General features: G+C 62.6%; 20 protein-coding genes and 1 other RNA gene. 11 read left to right on the top strand and 10 right to left on the bottom strand.

Annotated features, from left to right (window positions below):
• Positions 1 to 23: 23 nt before the first annotated feature.
• From recR to ffs, 6 genes are all read right to left on the bottom strand, one after another.
• Positions 24 to 629 carry a recombination mediator RecR gene (gene recR / locus C8D77_RS18705; RefSeq protein ID WP_109666306.1) on the bottom strand — a complete coding sequence of 202 codons (606 nt, stop codon included), beginning with the start codon at positions 627 to 629 and terminating at the stop codon, positions 24 to 26.
• A 92-nt stretch (positions 630 to 721) separates the two neighbouring features.
• Entirely contained in the window at positions 722 to 1654 is a 933-nt protein-coding gene (locus C8D77_RS18700; RefSeq protein ID WP_109666304.1) for a cell wall hydrolase, read from the bottom strand.
• Positions 1655 to 1907: 253 nt separating this feature from the next.
• Positions 1908 to 2315: a hypothetical protein gene (locus C8D77_RS18695; protein WP_109666302.1), complete on the bottom strand. Its 408-nt coding sequence runs from the start codon at positions 2313 to 2315 to the stop codon at positions 1908 to 1910.
• 14 nt (positions 2316 to 2329) lie between these two features.
• A complete protein-coding gene (locus C8D77_RS18690) occupies positions 2330 to 2653 on the bottom strand; it encodes a YbaB/EbfC family nucleoid-associated protein (protein WP_013527931.1) in 324 nt (107 codons plus the stop codon).
• Positions 2654 to 2683: 30 nt separating this feature from the next.
• Complete coding sequence (locus tag C8D77_RS18685; protein WP_109666299.1) at positions 2684 to 4501, bottom strand: DNA polymerase III subunit gamma/tau; 1818 nt, start codon at positions 4499 to 4501, stop codon at positions 2684 to 2686.
• A gap of 104 nt (positions 4502 to 4605) precedes the next feature.
• Positions 4606 to 4702: signal recognition particle sRNA small type (gene ffs, locus C8D77_RS18680), an RNA gene on the bottom strand.
• A gap of 172 nt (positions 4703 to 4874) precedes the next feature.
• Here ffs and C8D77_RS18675 point away from each other — a divergent pair.
• From C8D77_RS18675 to C8D77_RS18665, 3 genes are read left to right on the top strand one after another with little or no spacing between them, the layout of a single operon-like run.
• Entirely contained in the window at positions 4875 to 5294 is a 420-nt protein-coding gene (locus C8D77_RS18675; protein WP_109666296.1) for an HIT domain-containing protein, read from the top strand.
• A 41-nt stretch (positions 5295 to 5335) separates the two neighbouring features.
• Positions 5336 to 6280, top strand: a complete 945-nt coding sequence (nudC, locus tag C8D77_RS18670; protein ID WP_109666294.1) for an NAD(+) diphosphatase — start codon at positions 5336 to 5338, stop codon at positions 6278 to 6280.
• 37 nt (positions 6281 to 6317) lie between these two features.
• Positions 6318 to 6623, top strand: coding sequence for a Dabb family protein (locus C8D77_RS18665; protein ID WP_109666291.1), 306 nt, complete (start codon positions 6318 to 6320; stop codon positions 6621 to 6623).
• On the opposite strand, the gene C8D77_RS18660 is transcribed toward C8D77_RS18665, so the two are convergent.
• Both C8D77_RS18660 and C8D77_RS18655 read right to left on the bottom strand, forming a co-directional pair.
• Entirely contained in the window at positions 6620 to 7483 is an 864-nt protein-coding gene (locus tag C8D77_RS18660) for a prephenate dehydratase (RefSeq protein WP_109666762.1), read from the bottom strand. The genes C8D77_RS18665 and C8D77_RS18660 overlap by 4 nt on opposite strands.
• Before the next feature lie 43 nt (positions 7484 to 7526).
• Positions 7527 to 8255: a 3-deoxy-manno-octulosonate cytidylyltransferase gene (locus C8D77_RS18655; protein WP_109666287.1), complete on the bottom strand. Its 729-nt coding sequence runs from the start codon at positions 8253 to 8255 to the stop codon at positions 7527 to 7529.
• 192 nt (positions 8256 to 8447) lie between these two features.
• On the opposite strand from C8D77_RS18655, the gene C8D77_RS18650 reads away from it, so the two are divergent.
• The 7 genes from C8D77_RS18650 (at position 8448) to C8D77_RS18620 (ending at position 17899) form a co-directional block, all read left to right on the top strand.
• On the top strand, positions 8448 to 9122 hold the full coding sequence (locus C8D77_RS18650) for a c-type cytochrome (RefSeq protein ID WP_109666284.1): 675 nt from the start codon (positions 8448 to 8450) through the stop codon (positions 9120 to 9122).
• A 157-nt stretch (positions 9123 to 9279) separates the two neighbouring features.
• A complete protein-coding gene (locus C8D77_RS18645) occupies positions 9280 to 11160 on the top strand; it encodes an extracellular solute-binding protein (RefSeq protein WP_109666282.1) in 1881 nt (626 codons plus the stop codon).
• Positions 11160 to 13028, top strand: coding sequence for an extracellular solute-binding protein (locus tag C8D77_RS18640; protein ID WP_109666279.1), 1869 nt, complete (start codon positions 11160 to 11162; stop codon positions 13026 to 13028). The genes C8D77_RS18645 and C8D77_RS18640 overlap by 1 nt, the downstream gene beginning before the upstream one ends.
• 30 nt (positions 13029 to 13058) lie before the next feature.
• Positions 13059 to 14156, top strand: coding sequence for a microcin C ABC transporter permease YejB (locus C8D77_RS18635; protein WP_109666276.1), 1098 nt, complete (start codon positions 13059 to 13061; stop codon positions 14154 to 14156).
• Positions 14156 to 15301, top strand: a complete 1146-nt coding sequence (locus tag C8D77_RS18630) for an ABC transporter permease (protein WP_109666273.1) — start codon at positions 14156 to 14158, stop codon at positions 15299 to 15301. Before C8D77_RS18635 ends, C8D77_RS18630 begins: the two co-directional genes overlap by 1 nt.
• A complete protein-coding gene (locus tag C8D77_RS18625) occupies positions 15298 to 16929 on the top strand; it encodes an ABC transporter ATP-binding protein (RefSeq protein ID WP_109666270.1) in 1632 nt (543 codons plus the stop codon). The genes C8D77_RS18630 and C8D77_RS18625 overlap by 4 nt, the downstream gene beginning before the upstream one ends.
• Positions 16930 to 16957: 28 nt before the next feature.
• Positions 16958 to 17899: a 2-hydroxyacid dehydrogenase gene (locus C8D77_RS18620; protein WP_109666267.1), complete on the top strand. Its 942-nt coding sequence runs from the start codon at positions 16958 to 16960 to the stop codon at positions 17897 to 17899.
• Here C8D77_RS18620 and C8D77_RS18615 read toward each other — a convergent pair.
• Together C8D77_RS18615 and C8D77_RS18610 are read right to left on the bottom strand one after the other, a co-directional pair.
• Complete coding sequence (locus tag C8D77_RS18615; protein WP_109666264.1) at positions 17896 to 18258, bottom strand: hypothetical protein; 363 nt, start codon at positions 18256 to 18258, stop codon at positions 17896 to 17898. The two genes, C8D77_RS18620 and C8D77_RS18615, sit on opposite strands and share 4 nt — an antisense overlap.
• A gap of 118 nt (positions 18259 to 18376) precedes the next feature.
• Positions 18377 to 19294 (bottom strand): class I SAM-dependent DNA methyltransferase, encoded by a 918-nt coding sequence (locus tag C8D77_RS18610; protein WP_109666261.1) that lies wholly within the window; start codon positions 19292 to 19294, stop codon positions 18377 to 18379.
• 105 nt (positions 19295 to 19399) lie between these two features.
• Between C8D77_RS18610 and C8D77_RS18605 the strand changes: the two genes are divergently transcribed.
• Positions 19400 to 20407: a ligase-associated DNA damage response exonuclease gene (locus C8D77_RS18605; protein WP_109666259.1), complete on the top strand. Its 1008-nt coding sequence runs from the start codon at positions 19400 to 19402 to the stop codon at positions 20405 to 20407.
• Positions 20408 to 20409: the final 2 nt, after the last annotated feature.

Below are 20409 nucleotides of genomic sequence, written 5' to 3'. Positions count from 1 at the left end.
GCTTCTCCTGCCGGCCAATTGCGTCAAAACGCCGTCCGCGAGCGTAGCGCCGCGGCCAGCGTGCCTTCGTCGAGATAGTCGAGTTCACCGCCGACCGGCACGCCATGCGCAAGGCGCGTCACCTTGATGTCGAAGCCGGACAACTGGTCGGTGAGGTAATGCGCGGTCGTCTGGCCCTCCACCGTTGCGTTGACGGCAAGGATGATCTCCTTGACCTCGCCACCGGCGACGCGATCGACCAGTGAGCGCATGTTGAGCTGATCGGGGCCGATGCCGTCGAGCGGCGACAGCGTGCCGCCGAGCACGTGGTAGCGCACATTCATCGCCGCCGCGCGCTCCAGCGCCCACAGGTCCGAGACGTCCTCGACGACGATGATGGTGCCGGCATCACGGCGCGGATCGGTGCAGATCATGCAAGGGTCCGATGTATCGACATTGCCGCAGGTCGAGCAGATGCGCACCTTGTCGACCGCCTCGGCCATGGCGGCAGCCAGCGGCGACAGCAGCTGTTCCTTCTTCTTGATCAGATGCAGGGCGGCGCGCCTGGCCGAACGGGGACCCAACCCCGGCACCTTGGCCAGGAGCTGGATCAGGCGTTCGATCTCGGGACCGGCGATTCGCTTGGACATCGCTCTGATCTAGGATTTTTCAGCGCGCTTTGAAACAGCCCAGCACTGGATCCGCCATGTTGAATTGGCGGACCCTATGGAGTGCGATTCGTTCAGTTGGCTTCGAGCGGCCGGCCCTGGCTGACAATCATCGCGCCGATGGCGTCGGTGTTCTCAGGCGTCGACTGGAATCCCATCGACGCCTCTTGCGGCGCGTCCTCAACCGAGGAGATGACCCTTGTCCTTGCGTTCAAGGTTCCGCCAAAACGAGCGGCATCCGGTTCCTCCATCGGCTCCTGCATCGCCACCACCGTCGGCTCCTCCGAGACACGCGCGGATTTCGCGGTCGGCGCGGCGGCCGCGGTCACGTAGGTCTGTTGGGCAGGAGCGGATCGAACGGTTGTCGTCTTGGCCGGATGTGCCGGCTCGGCGGATGCGACCAGCGTCACCGGTGCGGCTGGCTTCTCCGGTGCCGCCGAGGCAATGGCGACCTGTGGCTCATCCGGCAGCGGCTGCCAGTTGCGGCCGCGCTTCTCATAGAAGGCATTGCCGCCGGCAACCATGGTGTAGTGCATGTTCTTGTAGGGGAAGCGCAGCCCGGCGGTGTGGAAATACATGGTGTTCTTGAGCTTGGCCTTGCGCTCGCCCTTGAGCACGGCATCGGCGGCTTCCTCGACATCGGGCATCGCCCGCGAATTCATCGACCTGGTCATGACGCCGGGCGCGAACTGCCCGGGCTCGCCCACCACCTGGCAGATGGTGCTGCCGTGGTTGCCGGAGCGCAGCCGGTTCATCACCACCGTGCCGACAGCGACCATGCCATCACGGCTTGAGCGGTTGGACTCGAAGAACATCGCCCGTTCCAGGCATTCCTTGTCCTTCGGCGTATGGCTGTAGGCCCGCGAGCTCAGGAAACTCGGCGTGATGGCGTCGGTCAGGCTGGCGACGGACATGCCGTGCGAAGTGGTCTGGCTGCAGGCAGCCAAAAACAGGGGTGAAATGACGGCGCCGAGCAACAGCGGCGTCTTCCATCGCGTGGAAATCAACAGGTAACCCTCTCACTTCGTGCCCGCCCCCAGGCTGCGGCAAGAATGAGACACTTTCGGGCAAAATGATGGCCAAAACGTTATTAACAACGCACTGTTGCCAAATTGGCACAATTTCGTGGCTTTCCAGATAGATCGAGCCATCATTTCACAAAAGCGATGACCGCTCTCTCTTTGTTTCGCCGCAATTGCCCAGGGAAAGCGCGACACGCTTTTCCCGGGAAAACCGCGTCACGTCTTTCCTGGAACCGGTCTATCGCCCGGCCGCAATCGCGGCCGGCTGGCCAGGCTCAAGCTCCTCAACCTTCTCCGAAAACAGGCCGCGCCGGAGGAACAGCGTCCGCGCGTCCCTGGCCGTCGGCGCGATCTTTGCCGGCCAGTCGCTTTCGATGAACTCGGCCTTGGTGAAGTCCGGGTTTGTCTCGCTTGCAGCTTCCAGGAATTCGGCGATCTCCAGCACGATGGCGCGCTCGTCCTTCGAAAGCGCCGATATGCCGGCTTCGATCGACGGGCGATGGACGAAATCCTCGAACAGATTGAAGTACCCCTTGATGCCGACGAGATCGACGCCGTCGTCGCAATCGGCCAGGATTTCCAGGATCTCGTAGATCCTGTTGCGAATACGCTGCTCGATCAATCTTTCGGAAGGGTCATCGGTCATGGCCGTGCCGAATGCTAGAAGGGCAGTTTCATACCCGGCGGGATCGGCAGGCCAGCGGTCAGCGCCTTGGTCTTTTCCTGCATGATCTGCTCGACCTTGGTCTTGGCGTCATTGTGGGCGGCGAGCACGAGGTCTTCCAATATCTCGACATCGTCCTCCTTGAACAAGGAGGGATCGATCTTCAGCGACTTCATCTCGAATTTTCCGGTCAGCGTCACGTTGACCAGGCCGCCGCCGGCTTGGCCGGACGCTTCCAGCGTGGCGATCTCGTCCTGCATGGCCTGGAACTTGGCCTGCATTTCCTTCGCCTTGCCCATCAAGCCGAGAAGATCTTTCATGGTCGGGTCCTTTGCGGATTCGTGGCTGGATCAGGTTTCGTCGTCGTCAGCCGGGGGCTCGACCGGCACTTCGGCCTCGGCCGTTTCGGCTTCCGGCGCGTCTGGAATGCGCACGTCGATGATCTTGGCACCGGGAAAGCGGGCCAGGATGGCGGCCACCGTCGGGTCGCTCTTGGCATCGAGGAAGGCGTTCTCGCGCTTGGCCGATTCCATCTCGGCAAGCGTCTGGCCACCCTCTTCCTTCGACAGCGAGACCAGCCAACTGCGGCCGGTCCAGGCGCGCAACTTTGTCGTCAGGTCGTTGAGCAGCATCTTGGGCGCGTCGCTGGTCAGGCCGACGTCGATCCGGCCGGGCTCGATGCGCACGAGGCGGATATAGCTCTTGACCTGCACCTTGAAGGCGATGTCGCGCTGCGCATCAGCCAGGGCAATGATGTCGGCCAGCGATTTCAGCGGTGCCGATTGCGTCTCCACGACGGGTTCCGGCGGAGCGACGAAGGCAACGGGGGCGGGCGTGGTCTCCACAAGCCGCATGGTCTGTGCGCCGCCCGACCCGGCAGGCATGCGGGTCTGCGCCACCGCGCTGGCGCCACCGCCATTGCCGGAACCTGCGGGCGCACCATTCGGGCGCGGCGCACCATTTTGCACCGGTGCTGCGCCCTCAAGCGATCTCAACGCCTCGTCCAGCGTCGGCAGGTCGGCGGCGTGCGCCAGCCTGATCAGCACCATTTCGGCTGCACTCACCGGCCGGTTGGAGGACTGCACCTCGGGAATGCCCTTGAGCAGCATCTGCCATGTCCGCGACAGCACACGGACCGACAGCGTCCTGGCGAATTCCGCGCCGCGTTGCCGCTCGTCCTCGGAGAGCGAGGCATCCTCGATGGCCGTCGGCACGAAACGCAGCCTGGTGACGAGATGGTTGAATTCGGCCAGATCGGTCAGCACGGCAGCCGGATCGGCACCGGTATCGTACTGCGCGCGGAATTCGCCAAGGGCCGCCGCCACATCGCCCTTCATCACATGTTCGAACAGGTCGACGATGCGGGCGCGGTCGGCGAGCCCCAGCATCGCCCGAACCGCATCGGCGCTGACGGAGCCGGCGCCATGGGCAATCGCCTGATCGAGGATGGAGAGCGAATCACGGGCCGAGCCTTCGGCGGCACGCGCGATCATCGCCAGTGCGTCGTCGTCGACCGAAATGCCTTCCTTGGCCGAGATCGAAGCGAGATGCGCGACCAGCGCGCCGGCGTCGATGCGTCTTAGGTCAAAGCGCTGGCAGCGCGACAGGACGGTGATCGGAACCTTGCGGATTTCGGTGGTGGCGAAGATGAATTTGACGTGCGGCGGCGGCTCTTCAAGCGTCTTCAGCAGGCCGTTGAAGGCCTGCGTCGACAGCATGTGCACTTCGTCGATGATGTAAACCTTGTAGCGGGCCGAGACCGGCGCGTAGCGCACGCGCTCGATGATGTCCCTGATGTCGTCGATGCCGGTGTGCGAGGCGGCATCCATCTCGATGACGTCGACATGGCGGCCTTCCATGATCGCCTGGCAATGCTCGCCGAGCACGGCAAGGTCGACCGACGGCTGGTCGACGGTGGCGGTTTTATAGTTCAGGGCCCGTGCGAGTATGCGCGCCGTCGTGGTCTTGCCGACGCCGCGCACGCCGGTCAGCATCCAGGCCTGGGCGATGCGGCCGGTGGCAAAGGCATTGGTGAGGGTGCGCACCGTCGGCTCCTGGCCGACCAGTTCGGAGAAGTTCGAGGGACGATACTTGCGCGCCAGAACACGATAGGCGGCGGCCTTGCCTATCTCCAGGCTTTTTGGTCCCGAATTTCCGGCTTCGCTCATTCGCCCGTAAGCTCCAAATGGCCACACCCGAAGGCGGCCGATTCCTGCGCATAGTCTCGCCCGCGCTGCAATGCGTCGTCAATGTCGCGAGAGGGGCCGATGAGGTGGGAGGCTGGAACAATGACCCGTTCCGGGCTCGTTAGGGCTGCTTCCTTCCGGACCTGACCCGGTTGGCGAGTGGATCGTCCACCACCAACCTCCCGCTTTCCATATCGGCAATTGTGCGACGAAATGCAAGTGCGCCGGAGAAATCGCCAAAAGATGAAATTGGCGCACCAAACCGTGAGCGGCGCAATGATTCGCTTGCAGCCCCCTTGCCGCCGCTCTAGCGTTCCTGCGTTTGAGGAAACCAAGAAAAGCAAGGGAAACGCCGATGCTGCCGGGCCTGAAGGCCGGATTCACGCTGGACACCCGGCTGGAGGCGGACAGCGAGCAGTTGATGTGGCTTGGGCTGTGCGAATTGCGCGTGATGAACGACCGCCGCTGGCCATGGCTGCTCCTGGTGCCGCAGCGGCCGGGCGCGGAGGAAATCCACGACATGACGCCGCTCGACCAGGCGATGCTGACCTTCGAGACCAATATGGTGGCACAGGGACTGAAAAAAGCGACCGGCTGCACCAAGATCAACACCGGCGCTCTCGGCAACATTGTGCGCCAGCTGCACATCCATGTCATTGCGCGTTCGGAAGGCGATCCCGGCTGGCCAGGCCCGGTATGGGGGCACGGCCTGCGTGAGCCCTATCAACGTTCCGACCTGCGGCGGTTTGCCGAAACGATCAAGGCGGCGCTATAAGCGTTCCCCGTGTCCATCCCGCAACGTACGCCAGAGTCTCCATGAGCTTCCGCCTGTTTGACGCGCCTTTGCGCGAGCCGAGCCAGTTCGTCGGCTTTGCCGGCAACACCATCGACCGGCAATCCGAAAACCGCGCCGACGATTCCGTCGACAAGGCGCTCGCCGACCCGGCGACGCGGCTGCTTCTGATGAATGGCGGCCGGCTCTATCTGAGGCTCGGGGATGGCGGCGGTCTCGACCCCTGGTTCAGCGCCGCCGAGAGCGAGCCCTTCAAGGTCTCCCTTGCGCAAGGCATCCTGCTCGGTTTTTCCGAACAGGGACCGGTGCTGGCCGTGCCCGCCGGCATCGACGCCGAGCAATTGCCGGAAACCATCAAGGCCATCGACTATCGCTCGGTCTATATGCAAGGGCTGATCGACGAGGCGGCTGCCGGCGCGATGGCGCAAGGGGCCGCCCTGCTTGCCTGGCACGCCAGCCATCGTTTCTGCAGCAAATGCGGTACCGAATCGCAGATGCGGGCCGGCGGATACAAACGGCATTGCCCGAATTGCGGCACCGAGCATTTTCCACGCACCGACCCGGTGGCGATCATGCTGACGGCGACGCGGGAGAAGTGCCTGCTCGGGCGCGGCCGTCATTTCGCGCCGGGCATGTACTCGGCCCTTGCCGGCTTCATCGAGCCGGGCGAGACGATCGAAGCGGCGGTGCGCCGCGAGACGCTGGAGGAGGCCGGCATCAGGCTCGGCCGTGTCGTCTACCATGCCAGCCAGCCCTGGCCGTTTCCCTATTCGCTGATGATCGGCTGCTTCGGCGAACCGCTCAACGACGATATCCAGGCCGACCTCAACGAGCTGGAGGACTGCCGCTGGTTTGCCCGCGACGAAGTGCGTTTGATGCTGACCAGGGAGCATCCCGTCAATCTGATCACGCCACCGAAAGGCGCCATTGCGCATCACCTGATCCGCGCCTGGGTCGACTCGGAATGATGACCGCGAACACCGAAAGACATAGCAGGAGCAGGACATGATCCGTCACACCGTCGTCTTCACCCTGAAGCACCCGCCGCATTCGCTGGAGGAAAAGAGGTTCCTCGTCGACGCCAAGAAAATCCTCACCGCGATCAGGGGCGTCACGCATTTCGAGCAATTGCGGCAGGTTAGCCCGAAGAACGACTATCGCTTCGGATTCTCGATGGAGTTCGCCGACCAGGCCGCCTACAACAGGTACAACGACCATCCAGACCATGTCGCCTTCGTGCGCGACCGCTGGGTGCCGGAGGTCGAGGCCTTCATGGAGATCGACTACGTGCCGCTGGGGGCGGTGATTTAATCCGCCACTTTCCACTGCTCACGCGACTCGCTGGCCGGATAGACGCCCAGAATCCGCACCTCGCGCGAGAAGAAGCGAAGCTCGTCCAGCGCCAGCTTGACCAGTGGATCGTCGGGATGGCCCTCGATGTCGGCGTAGAACAGCGTCGCCGTGAACGCGCCGAGCTGGTAGCTCTCCAGCTTGGTCATGTTGATGCCGTTGGTGGCGAAGCCGCCCATGGCCTTGTAGAGCGCGGCCGGCACGTTGCGGACGCGGAAGATGAAGGTCGTCATCATCTTGACGTCAGGCGACGGGCGCTCCGCCCATTGCTTGTTCTTGGTCAGGACGACAAAGCGGGTGACGTTCGAATCGGTGTCCTCGACATTTTGCTCGATGATATCCAGCCCGTAGAGCGTCGCGGCCAGCGCCGGCGACAGCGCCGCCATGGTGCGGTCCTTGACCTCGGAGACCATCTTGGCGGCGCCGGCCGTATCGCCGGCGACGATCGCCTTCCAGCCGTTCTTGCGGATGTATTTGCGACACTGGCCAAGCGCGTGGATGTGGCTGTGCACCGTCTTGATCTCGTCGCGCTTGACGCCCGGCAGCACCATCAGCTGGAAATGGATCGGCAGGAAATATTCGCCGATGATGTGCAGCTTCGATTCCGGCAAGAGATGATGGATATCAGCGACGCGCCCGGCAATGGTGTTTTCGATCGGAATCATGGCGAGGTCGGCCTTGCCGGTCTCTACCGCGTTGAACGCATCCTCGAAGGTCGGACACGGCAACGGCTCCATCGATGGATAGACGTTGCGGGAGGCGGTGTCGGAATTGGCGCCCGGCTCGCCCTGGAAGGATATTCTGTTGGTCTTTTCAGGCATGGCCAATTCTCGATTCAGGGGGTCTCAGCTTCGAAGGGATTTTTCAGTTTGCAAGGATGGTTCTGGCGCGTTCGAGGTCGTCCGGCGTGTCGACGCCCAGCGGCATCGAACGCACGATCTCCGCATCGATGCGCATGCCGGCCTCCAGTGCCCGCAACTGCTCCAGTCGCTCGCGGCGTTCGAGCGGCGACGGCTTCAGCGCGACAAAACGTTCAAGCGCGGCGCGACGATAGGCATAGAGTCCGACATGATGATAAAGCGGCCCCTCGCCCCAAGGTGCTGTGGCACGGGTGAAATAGAGCGCCCTCAGCCTGGTGCCCGAAAGCGGCGAACCGACGATCTTGACGACGTTGGGATTGGTCTTTTCCTCATCGCGGACGATCTCGACACCGAGCGTGGCGATGTCCACCGCTCTATCCTGGAGTGGCCTCAGCGATGCAACGATGATCCCGGGATCGATGGTCGGCAGGTCGCCCTGGACATTGACGACCGTTTCGACCTTGCGGTCAGGATCGAGCGCGACCAGCGCTTCGTGGATGCGGTCGGAGCCGGATTCGTGGTCCATGCGCGTCATCACGGCCTCGAAACCGTGCGCGCGCACCGCTTCGGCCACGCTTTGCGTGTCGGTCGCCACCACCACCCGGCCAAGGTCGGCCTCGGCGGCGCGGCGGGCGACATGGACGATCATCGGGGCGCCGGCTATGTCAGCCAGCGGCTTGCCCGGCAGGCGGGTCGAGGCCATGCGGGCCGGGATCAGGATCAGCGTGGACATCTCAGGTGCAAGGCGTCTCAAAGAGGACAAGGAAAGTGGCAAAAGGTCTCACTGGAAGCGCCCTTATAGGTGTTGCAACGCCGCAGCAAAAGACCTAGTTTCCGCCCGATTTGACCGCCCTGGCAGGGTGGGTCACGATACCGACGGACGGAGTGGACGGTTCGGTCCGCCGGAAAAGGGAGCAAGGGGCGTATGGATTCCAACGAAGTCAACAAACTGCTCGCCGGATTGCTCGGAACCGTTTTCGTGGTCTTCTCGGTCGGCATTGTGTCCGATGCGCTGTTTGCCTCGCCGGCTCCGGAAAAGCCCGGTTTCGCCATCGAGGCCACCGAGCCCGCCGAAGGCGGCCCGGCCGCGCCTGCTGCCGCAGCCAAGCCGATCGCCGATCTGCTGGCGACCGCCAATGTCGAGCAGGGCGCTGCCGTCTTCAAGAAGTGCCAGGCCTGCCATTCCGGCGAAAAGGGCGGCCCCAACAAGGTCGGCCCCGATCTGTGGGATCTCGTCGACCGCCCCGTGGCCGAGCATGAAGGCTTTGCCTATTCGGCCGGCATGAAGGAATTTTCCAAGGGCGGCACCGAGAAGTGGACCTACGACAACATCAACCACTTCATCACCTCGCCGAAGAAATTCGTGAAGGGCACCGCCATGGGCTTCGCCGGCCTGCCCAAGGACGAGGACCGCGCCAACGTCATCGCCTATCTGCGCACGCTGTCGGACAATCCCAAGCCGCTGCCGGCGCCAGGCGCTGCCGCCGATGCAACCGCGCCCGCCAAGCCTGCCGATGCAGCTGCTCCGGCAAAGCCGGCTGAAGGTGCCGCTCCAGCCAAGCCGGCGACACCTGCCGCTCCAGCTGCCCCGGCCAAATAAACAAACTGTCAGCTCAACGATCTTGAAAAAGCCGGGTTCAGCCCGGCTTTTTTGTTAGGAAAACCACATATGCGGCGACAAAGCCGCGCATGGCGGTTTTCACGAGCGCCAAATCATCTAGATTGCCTATCAACGGGCATTGCGAAGAGGATAGTGCATGACGGTTGGCCGAACGCTTCTCAAGTCGTTGCTGGCGGCAGCCCTTCTGGCGGCGGGGTTGCAAGCGACCCGAGCCGACGAATGGCGCACCACCTCATCGCTGATCGGCGAATCCAAATACGGCGACAATTTTCAGCACTACGACTACGTCAATCCGAACGCGCCCAAGGGCGGCACGCTGAACCGGGTGGTGATCGGCACGTTCGACAACTTCAATCCTTATATCGTTCAGGGATCACCGGCGGCTGGCCTGGTCGGATTCGGCGGCGGCCTGCTCTACGACACGCTGATGGAGCAGGCGACCGACGAAGGCAGCACCAGCCATCCGCTGATCGCCGATGCCTACAAATATCCTGCCGACTATTCCTCTGCCACCTATCGGCTCGACCCGCGTGCGAAATGGCATGACGGCCAGCCGATCACTGTCGACGACGTGATCTGGTCGTTCCAGGTGCTGAAGGCCAACAGCCCGTTGTACAACCGCTATTTTGAGAACGTCACCGACGCGGTCGCGGTCTCCGATCGCGAGGTCGAGTTCCACTTTAATCAGAAAGGCAACAGGGAACTGCCGAAGATTCTCGGCGATCTCGTCATTCTGCCGAAGCATTGGTGGGAGGGCAACGACGCCAGCGGCAAGAAGCGCGATATCACCAAGACGACTCTGGAGCCGCCGCTGGGGTCAGCAGCCTACAAGATCGCTAGTTTCAAGCCGGGTTCCGAAATCATCTGGCAGCGTGTGCCGGACTATTGGGGCGCCAAACTGCCGGTGAAGATCGGCCGCGAGAATTTCGACAAGCAGCGTTTCAGCTATTTCCTTGACGACAACGCCGGTTGGCAGGCCTTCACCAAAGGGGGCTTCGAGGACTTCCGCGCCGAGGCACGCGCCCAGCGTTGGGCGGTCGAGTATACCTTTCCAGCGATCAAATCCGGAGATGTCATCAAAAAGGAATTCCCCACGACCTCACCGGAACCCATGCAGGCCTATTTGATAAATACGCGCCGCCCGCTGTTCCAGGATGTGCGCGTACGCCAGGCACTCACCTACGCGTATGATTTCGAGAGCATGAACCGAACCATTTTCTTCGGCGCCTATACGCGCACGGACAGCTATTTCGAAGGCGGCGATCTGGCCTCGACCGGCCTGCCACAGGGCAAGGAGTTGGAGATACTCCAGCCGTTTCGAGACAAGTTGCCGCCTGAACTGTTCACGCAGGAATTCAAGCTGCCGGTCTACGACACGCCACAATCGGGTCGCGAGAATTTGCGCAAGGCCTACGAGCTTTTCAAGCAAGCCGGCTGGATCAATCAGGCCGGAAAGCTGGTGAATGCGAAGACCGGCGAAGTGTTCAAGATCGAGTTCCTCGGCAATGATCCCGTTGACGAGCGGGTCGCCTCGCCTTTCATCGACAATTTGCGGCGCCTGGGCATCGATGCAACGCTTCGCATTGTCGATGACAGCCAATATACGAACCGTACCCGCGCTTTCGACTTCGACATGCTGGCGCTCGCAGGTTTTCAGCAATCCAACTCACCCGGCAACGAACAGCGCGACTTTTTCAGTTCCACGGCTGCGGACAGGGCCGGGTCACGCAATCTGGCCGGCATCAAGAACCCTGTCGTCGACGCGCTGATCGACCGCGTCATCTTTGCGACCGACCGCGACGACCTGGCGGCTGCGACCCATGCCCTCGATAGGGTATTGCTTTGGAATTTCTACATGGTGCCGCAATGGCACTTGGGGAAAGTTCGGGCCGCGTACTGGAACAAGTTCGGCATGCCTGAAAAACAACCAACCTATCTCGGCGTCGATTTGGACTCCTGGTGGATCGACCCGGACAGAGAAAAGGCGCTGGCGGCCAAATACAAGGGCAGCAATTGATGGCGGCCCTGCCCCGCCGCGACTTCCTGGCCTTGGGCAGTGCCGCTGCTGCCGCCGCCTTGCTGCCAGGCCGGGCCTTCGCCGACACTGCGACCGGCACCAAACTGCACGGCCTGTCCGCCTTCGGCGACCTCAAATACAAACCGGACTTCACGCATTTCGACTACGTCAATCCGGACGCCCCCAAAGGCGGTCAGATGAATTTCGCGCCGCCGAACTCGACCCTCAATCAGAGCTTCCTGACCTTCAACACATTGAACTCACTGGTGCTGAAGGGGGAGGCGCCGCCGCGCACCGAACTCTGTTTCGATTCGCTGATGACAAGCGCGCTCGATGAGCCGGATGCGGTCTATGGCCTGCTTGCCGAAACCGTTACCCTGTCGCCGGACCGCAACGGCTTCCGCTTCGCGCTGCGACCGCAAGCGCGTTTCCACCACGGCTCGCCGCTGACCGCGCAAGACGTTGCCTTCTCGCTGAAGCTTTATAAGGACAAGGGGCATCCGAACCTTTCCCAGGCGTTGCGGTACATGGCCGACGCGGTTGCGGTCGATTCCGCCACCTTCGATCTCACCCTCAACGGCAAACAGTCGGCGCAAAACATCCTTGCGATCGTGGGGATGCCGATCGTCTCCAAGGCCTTTTATACGGCCAATGATTTCGATTCCTCGACGATGACACCGCCGCTTGGTTCGGGACCCTACAAGATTGGACGCGTGGCGGCCGGACAGACTGTCGAATATGACCGTGTGCCCGACTATTGGGGCCGCGATCTCCCGGTGAACCGTGGCCTCTATAATTTCGACCGTATCCGCATCGACTTCTATCTTGATCGGCAGGCCGCCTTCGAGGCCTTCAAGAAAGGCGACACGCATTTTCGCGAGGAATTCACCTCACGGGTGTGGGCGACCGGATACGACTTTCCGGCGCTGAAGGATGGCAAGGTCGTCAAACGGGAATTTCCCGGCGAGAAGACGCCAGACATGCAAGGTGTCGCGCTGAATCAGCGTCGTCCGCAGTTCCGCGATGAGCGGGTGCGGCAGGCGATAGCCAGATGCTTCGATTTCGAATGGATGAAGCGGGCCCTGTTTTACGGCTCTTACGAGCGCTCTCAATCGAACTTCGAACGGTCGGACTACAAGGCCGAAGGCCTGCCCTCGCCTGGCGAATTAGCCCTGCTGGAGCCGTTCCGGACCGAGTTGCCGCCAGAGGTCTTTGGAGAAGCGGTAACGCAGCCCCTCTCTGACGGTTCGGGCCATGACCGCAAGCTGCTGGGCGAGGCTTCAAGATTGCTTGCGCAAGCCGGCTGGAAGCGCGCGGGCAGTTTCGTCGTCAACGACAAGGGTGAGCAGCTGCGGGTCGAAATGCTGGCGGAGGATGACGGCATCGTTCGCATCTACACCCCATGGTCCGAGAATATGAAGGCGATCGGGATCGACGCATCGATCCGGCAAATCGATTCGGCACAGTATGAACAGCGGCAGAGCGATTACGACTTCGATCTTGCCTTGCTGCATTGGTCGATCGGGGCGACGCCGACCGACGACGGCCTGGAGATGCTCTATGATTCCCGGATGGCGAAAACGCCGGGGCAGCGCAACTATCCGGGCACCGAAAGCAAAGCCATCGACGCGCTGATCGTGGCAGCCGGCAAGGCGAAAAGCCGAATTGAACTCGTCACGGCGCTTAGAGCGCTCGACCGGGTCTTGCGCGCGCGGCTGGACTGGATTCCAACATACTATCTGGCGAATCACCGCGTCGCCTATTGGGACATGTTCGGCTTTGTCGAGCAGAAGCCCGATTTCGGCTTTCCGGTCGAGACGCTGTGGTGGTTCGATAAGGGCAAGGCGGCAAAAATTGGCAAAGGCTGAGATATCGGTCCAACGAAGGCAGAAAGCCTGATGGGCGCCTATATCCTGCGCCGCATCCTTTTGATGATCCCGACCCTGTTCGGCATCATGGCGATATCCTTCGCTGTCATCCAGTTCGCCCCCGGCGGCCCGGTCGAGCAGGTCATCGCCAGGCTGACCAACCAGGGCGGCAGCGACCGCCTCGGCGGCGGCGGTGGCGACGCGGGCGGCAGCGCCAATTTCGACGTCGCCGGCGACGTCAGCTCGAAATATCGCGGCGCGCAGGGGCTCGATCCGGAATTCATCAAGAAGCTGGAGAAGCAGTTCGGCTTCGACAAGCCGCCGCTCGAACGCTTCGGCATGATGCTGTGGAACTATTCCCGCTTCGATTTCGGCGACAGCTATTTCCGCGACATTTCCGTGCTCGACCTGATCCTGGAAAAAATGCCGGTGTCGATCTCGATCGGGCTGTGGATCACGCTTCTGTCCTACCTGATCTCGATCCCGCTCGGCATCCGCAAGGCGGTCAAGGATGGCACCCCATTCGACGTCTGGACCAGCGGCGTCGTGATCGTCGGCTATGCCATCCCTGGCTTCCTGTTCGGCATCATGCTGATGGTGCTGTTTGCCGGCGGATCCTTCTGGGACTGGTTTCCCTTGCGCGGCCTGACATCGGACAATTGGGATCAATTGTCCTGGTGGGGCAAGATCGTCGACTATTTCTGGCACATGACCTTGCCGCTGACCGCCCTGGTGCTGTCGGCCTTCGCCACCACGACGCTGCTGACCAAGAACTCGTTCCTCGAAGAAATTCGCAAGCAGTATGTGGTTACGGCGCGGGCCAAGGGCCTGTCGGAACGGCAGGTGCTCTATGGCCACGTCTTCCGCAATGCCATGCTGATCGTCATCGCCGGATTTCCCGGCGCCTTCATCTCGGCCTTCTTCACCGGCTCGCTGCTGATCGAGAACATCTTTTCCCTCGATGGCCTCGGCCTGCTCGGCTTCCGGTCGGTGGTCGAGCGCGACTATCCCGTCGTGTTCGCCAATCTCTATATCTTCTCGCTTCTGGGGCTGTTCGTCGGGCTGCTGTCCGACCTGCTCTACACCTGGGTCGATCCGCGCATCGATTTCGAGCGGAGAGACGTCTGATGTCGGAGGCTACTGCCACCGCGGAGGCTGCACCCGCGCGGATCAAGCGGCCGTTTCTGTCGCCGCTCAACAAGCGCCGCCTGCAGAACTTCAAAGCCAACCGGCGCGGCTTCTGGTCGTTGTGGATCTTCCTCGTCCTGTTCGTGCTGTCGCTGTTTGCCGAATTCATCGCCAACGACAAACCGATCATCGCTTCCTACAAGGGCGAGATCCTGTTTCCGGTACTGGTCGCCTATCCCGAGGAAAAATTCGGCGGCTTCTATGCCGTCACCGACTATCGCGATCCGGTCATCCAGGACGAGATCAACGCCAATGGCTGGATGATCTGGCCGCCGGTGCGCTACTCCTATCAGACCGTCAACAACGCTATTCCGGAAGCAGCTCCGGCCAAGCCGTCCTGGCAGTATGACGCCAAGACGCGCTGCAACCAGTATCCGCAGGGTGCGGCCGACCCGGCCTGCATCGTCGGCAACTGGAACTGGCTCGGCACCGACGACCAGGCACGCGACGTGCTGGCGCGCGTCATCTACGGCTTCCGCATTTCGGTGCTGTTTGGCCTGATCCTGACCGCCGGCTCGGCCCTGATCGGCGTCGCGGCCGGCGCCGTGCAAGGCTATTTCGGCGGTTGGACCGATCTGCTGTTCCAGCGTTTCATCGAAATCTGGTCGGCGATCCCAGTGCTCTATCTGCTGCTCATCGTCGCTGCCATCCTGCCGCCAGGCTTCTTCATCCTGCTCGGCCTGATGCTGTTGTTCTCCTGGGTGGCGCTGGTCGGCGTGGTGCGGGCCGAGTTCCTGCGCGCCCGCAATTTCGAATATGTCAACGCGGCCCGCGCGCTCGGCGTGCCCAACCGCACCATCATGTTCCGGCACCTGTTGCCCAACGCCATGGTAGCGACCTTGACCTTCCTGCCGTTCCTGCTCTCAGGCTCGATCTCGACGCTGACCTCGCTCGACTATCTCGGCTTCGGCCTGCCGCCCGGCTCCGCCTCGCTCGGCGAACTGCTGAAGCAGGCGCAGCGCAACCTCAACGCGCCGTGGCTCGGCATTTCCGGCTTCATCGTCATCTCGCTGATGCTGTCGCTGCTGGTCTTCGTCGGCGAGGCAACGCGCGACGCCTTCGATCCGCGCAAGACGTTCCGATGAGCGAAGCGCCCCTGCTCAGCGTACAGGACCTCAGCGTCGCCTTCGGCCAGGGCGGCGGCCAGTCGCTGGCTGTGGACCACATCTCGTTCGACATCGCCAAGGGCGAGACGGTGGCGCTGGTCGGCGAATCCGGCTCCGGAAAATCAGTCTCGGCGCTGTCGGTGCTGAAGCTGCTGCCCTACCCCAGCGCCAGCCACCCCTCGGGAAAGATCCTGTTCCATGGCGCCGACCTGCTTGCGATGAGCGAGAAGCAGTTGCGGCAGGTGCGCGGCAACAAGATCACCATGATCTTCCAGGAGCCGATGACGTCGCTCAATCCGCTGCACACGATCGAGCATCAAATCGTCGAGATCCTGAAGCTGCATCAAGGCATGGCCGACCGACCGGCCAAGGAGCGCACGCTGGCCTTGCTCAACGAGGTCGGCATCCGCGATCCGCACAAGCGCCTCGATGCCTATCCGCACCAGCTGTCAGGCGGCCAGCGCCAGCGCGTGATGATCGCCATGGCGCTGGCCAACGAGCCTGAACTTTTGATCGCCGACGAACCGACGACGGCGCTCGACGTCACCGTGCAGGCCCAGATCCTCGAACTGCTGGCCGGCTTGAAGAGCCGCAAGGGCATGTCGATGCTGTTCATCACCCATGATCTCGGCATCGTGCGCAAGATTGCCGACCGGGTCTGCGTGATGACCAAGGGCAAGATCGTCGAGACAGGCCCGACCAAGGAGATCTTCGCCAATCCGCAGCATGCCTACACAAGGCATCTGCTGGCGGCCGAGCCGAAGGGCAGACCGCCGGCCGCCAATGCCGCGGCCAAGCCTGTGATGACCGGCAAGGACATAAAGGTCTGGTTCCCGATCAAACAGGGTTTCTTCCGCCGCACCGTCGACAATGTGAAGGCGGTCGACGGCATCGATGTCACGGTGCGCGCCGGCCAGACGCTGGGCGTGGTCGGCGAATCCGGCTCCGGCAAGACGACGCTCGGCCTGGCGCTGGCGCGCATGATCTCCTCGAGCGGGACCATCCAGTTCAACGGCCGCGACATCAACCAGCTGTCCTTCAACGCCATGCGACCGCTCAGGCGCGAATTGCAGATCGTCTTCCAGGATCCGTTCGGCTCGCTCAGCCCGCGCATGTCGATCGCCGAGATCATCGAGGAAGGCCTGAAGATCCACGAGCCTAAGCTGTCGCCCGACCAGCGCGACGACAAGGTGGCGGCCGTGCTGAAGGAAGTCGGCCTCGATCCGGCGACGCGCAACCGCTACCCGCACGAGTTCTCCGGCGGCCAGCGCCAGCGCGTCGCCATTGCACGTGCCATGGTGCTCAACCCGCGCTTCGTCATGCTGGACGAGCCGACATCGGCGCTCGACATGAGCGTGCAGGCGCAGGTCGTCGACCTGTTGCGCAGCCTGCAGGCCAAGCACGACCTCGCTTATCTTTTCATCAGCCATGACCTGAAAGTCATCCGCGCGCTGGCCAACGACGTCATCGTCATGCGCAATGGCAGGATCGTCGAAGCCGGCCCTTCCCAGCAGATTTTTGAAAATCCGCAAACCGACTATACTCGGGCTCTGATCTCAGCCGCCTTCAAGATAGAAACGGCGCCGGTCGGCATCGTCAGCGAGTGATTTGCGTAAAGAGGACGAGAAGATCGCAATGGAAAAAGGCCGCATCCTGCTTGCCGTCACCGGCTTTCATCCGCAGCGCTGGCGCGAACTCCTGTCGGCCGAACGCGAGGTGGTGCTGGAGCCGGACGGCGCCAGCGACCCCTCGATCACCTATGCCGTGGTGTGGAAGCAGAAGCCGAACATCCTGGCGTCGCTGCCCAATCTGCGCGCCATCTTCTCGATCGGCGCCGGTGTCGACCATATCTTCGCCGATCCCGGCCTGCCCGATGTGCCGATCGTCAAGGTCGTCGCCGACAACCTCACCCAGTACATGACCGAATATGTCGTCTGGCGGGTGCTCGACCATCACCGCCAGGGCCTGCTCTACCGGTCGCAGCAGTCGAAAAAGATCTGGCACGAGCCGCAGCAAAGGCCGGCCGGTGACATTTCGGTCGGCATCATGGGTCTCGGCAGTCTCGGCCGCGCCGCGGCCACGCTGCTGCTGTCGCTCGGCTTTGCCGTCAATGGTTGGTCGCGCAGCGAGCGGCTTATGCAAGGCGTCGCGACCTATTCCGGCGAGGCCGGGCTGATTCCCTTCCTCAAGGCGACCGACATCCTGGTGGTGCTTTTGCCGCTGACGCCGGACACCAAGGGCATCATCAACTACGGCGTGCTGAAGGAATTGAGGAAACGCAACGGCCTCGGCGGCTCGGTACTGATCAATGCCGGGCGCGGCCGCCTGCAAAAGGACGCCGACATTTTGCGGGCGCTGGATGACGGCACACTGAAGGAGGCAAGCCTCGACGTGTTCGAGGTCGAACCGCTGCCGAAGACCAGCCCGCTGTGGGGGCATCCAAAAGTGTTCGTGACGCCGCACGCGGCGGCGACCTCCGACCCTGTCCATTTGGCGCCAATCATGCTGCGCCAGATGGACGCCTTCGAGCGCGGCGAAAAGCTCGACAATCTGGTGGACCGCAAAGCCGGATATTAACCAGGCAGAGCGAGCTTCTTCTGCTTGTCCGGGTGGCCGCAGTCGCGGCGATCAATCGACCGGTTCATGGCATCGATCTCGCCGCTCGCCTTGTCGGTGTCGCGCTTGGCCTTGGAGCGCATGTCCGGCGTGAACGGGCCGAAGCCCATGGCCGGATTGGAGAAGGTCGGCTTGGCCTTCGCCGAAAGGTTGTATTGCTGCGCCAAGCCGTTGCGCTGCGCCAGCAACTGGTCGCACGGCACGCTGTCATACTGCAGGGAAGACTGGATGTTGGCGTCCTGCCGTTCGGCCATCGAGGTGCCGCCGACGCAGCCGGCGGTCAGCAGGCAAGATGCCAAGATCATCATGTTCCAGCGCATCGACTATGCTCCTCCTGATATCCCGCCCTGATGCGACCAGATCGCAAATATCAGTCGCGCATGCAAATCGGACTTTTTCGCAGCACGGATGTCCGCAAGGCCACAAGAGACTGCAGCCTCAAGCCGCCGGCAGCCTGCCTGCCACAACGACCAGCCCGTTGACGGGTTCCCGCCGGTCCTGCCGGATCACGGTTGTTTCCAGCGACAGGACCGAAAATCCGTTGGCAGCCAGGACGTCGCGCACATAGTGTTGCGCATGCGCGTAGCGGCGCGATGGCTGCAGGACAAAATCGCCACTGCCGGCCAGCTTCTCGACGGAAAAGGCGAACAGGCCATCCCTTGCCAGCAAGCCGGCAATCGTCTTCACAACGCCGTCCAGCGCGCCGACATAGATGAAGACATCGGCCACCGTCACCAGATCGGCTTTCGGGCCGGCATAGGAAAAATCCCGCAGATCAGCCTTATCAAGGAAATCATAAACGCTCTTGGCCCGCGCCTGCTTCAGCATCCTGGCCGAAATGTCATACCCCTCCAGCCGATCGGCGATCGGCCGCAGCCTCTGCCCCATCAGGCCGGTGCCGCAGCCGAGGTCCAGCGCCAGCGCGAAGCGCCCCGGCCTTGCCGTTCGAATGGCCTGATCGAGCAACTCAGGCAGCCGGTAGCCCAGTCTGTCGACCAGTGATTCATCGAAGCTCTCGGCATAATGGTCGAACAGGGTCTCGACGAAGGCGCTGGGCAGCGCATCGAGCGCCGGCGCCTTGCCGATCAATTGCAGGTTCAGTGCAGCGCCTTGATGATCCGATGGATCGAGTTGCAGCGACATCGTCCAGGCCTGCGCAGCCAGATCCGGCGCGCCCGCCGCCTGCTGTATCTCGCCGAGGCGAAACCAGCCCATCGCCCATTGCGGTGTCATCCCCAGCGCACCGAGCAGCAATTCCGCCGCTGCCGCATGATCGCCGTCCGCATGCAGCATCTCGGCATAGTCGGCACGGCGATCGGCGTTCAAGTCGCCGGACGAGGCCTGAAGCGGTTTCATGGCGATGGGTCCTGCCGGCGGATCGAGCCGGCGGTGCTGTATGCGGGAGTCAGCAGTGACTTACAACAGGCTTCCCGCAGCGGAATTATATCCTATCTTGGGGCCATGCGCGCCAGCGACCTGCTTCATCCCCGGCCCGAAGGCCTTTATTGCCCGCCGGGCGATTTCTTCATCGACCCGGTGCGGCCGGTCGACCGCGCGCTGATCACGCATGGCCATTCCGACCATGCGCGCTCCGGCCACCGCTCGGTGCTGGCGACGCAACAGACGCTCGACATCATGGGTCTGCGCTATGGCGAGGATTTCGCGGGAACAACGCAAGCAGCCCGGCTCGGCGAAACGATTGCGCTCAACGGTGTCTGCGTCAGCTTCCATCCCGCCGGCCATGTGCTGGGCTCGGCGCAGATATCCGTCGAACATCAGGGCACGCGCATCGTCGCTTCCGGCGACTACAAGCGGCAGAGGGACGCGACCTGCGCGCCATTCGAGCCGATCCGGTGCGATGTGTTTATTACCGAAGCGACCTTTGGCCTGCCGGTGTTTCGCCATCCCCCCGACACGCAAGAGATCGCCCGGCTGCTCAAATCGGCGGCGCAGTTTCCCGAGCGCTCGCATTTGGTCGGCGCCTATGCGCTGGGGAAGGCGCAGCGGGTGATGCGGCTGTTGCGCGATTCCGGCTACGACAAGCCGCTCTACATCCATGGCGCACTGGCCAAACTCAGCGAGTACTACCAGAGTCAGGGCATCGACCTGGGCGCGCTCCAACCGGCAACGGTGGAAGGTGGCAAGGAAGACTTCGCGGGCGCCATCGTCGTCGGTCCGCCATCGGCCTTCGCCGACCGCTGGGCGCGGCGCTTTCCCGATCCGATCTCGTGCTTCGCGTCGGGCTGGATGCGCATTCGCCAGCGTGCCAAGCAGGGCGGCGTCGAACTGCCGCTGATCATCTCGGACCATGCCGACTGGGACGAGCTGACCGCCACCATCAAGGAGACCGGAGCCGAGGAGATCTGGGTGACGCATGGCCGCGAGGAAGCGCTGGTGCGCTGGTGCGAACTCGAAGGCATCGCGGCGCGACCGCTGCATCTGGTTGGCTACGAGGACGAGGGCGATTGATG

The sequence above is a fragment of the Mesorhizobium loti genome (genome assembly GCF_003148495.1).
Lineage (GTDB): Bacteria > Pseudomonadota > Alphaproteobacteria > Rhizobiales > Rhizobiaceae > Mesorhizobium > Mesorhizobium loti.
This window is presented reverse-complemented; position numbering and strand designations above follow the sequence as displayed.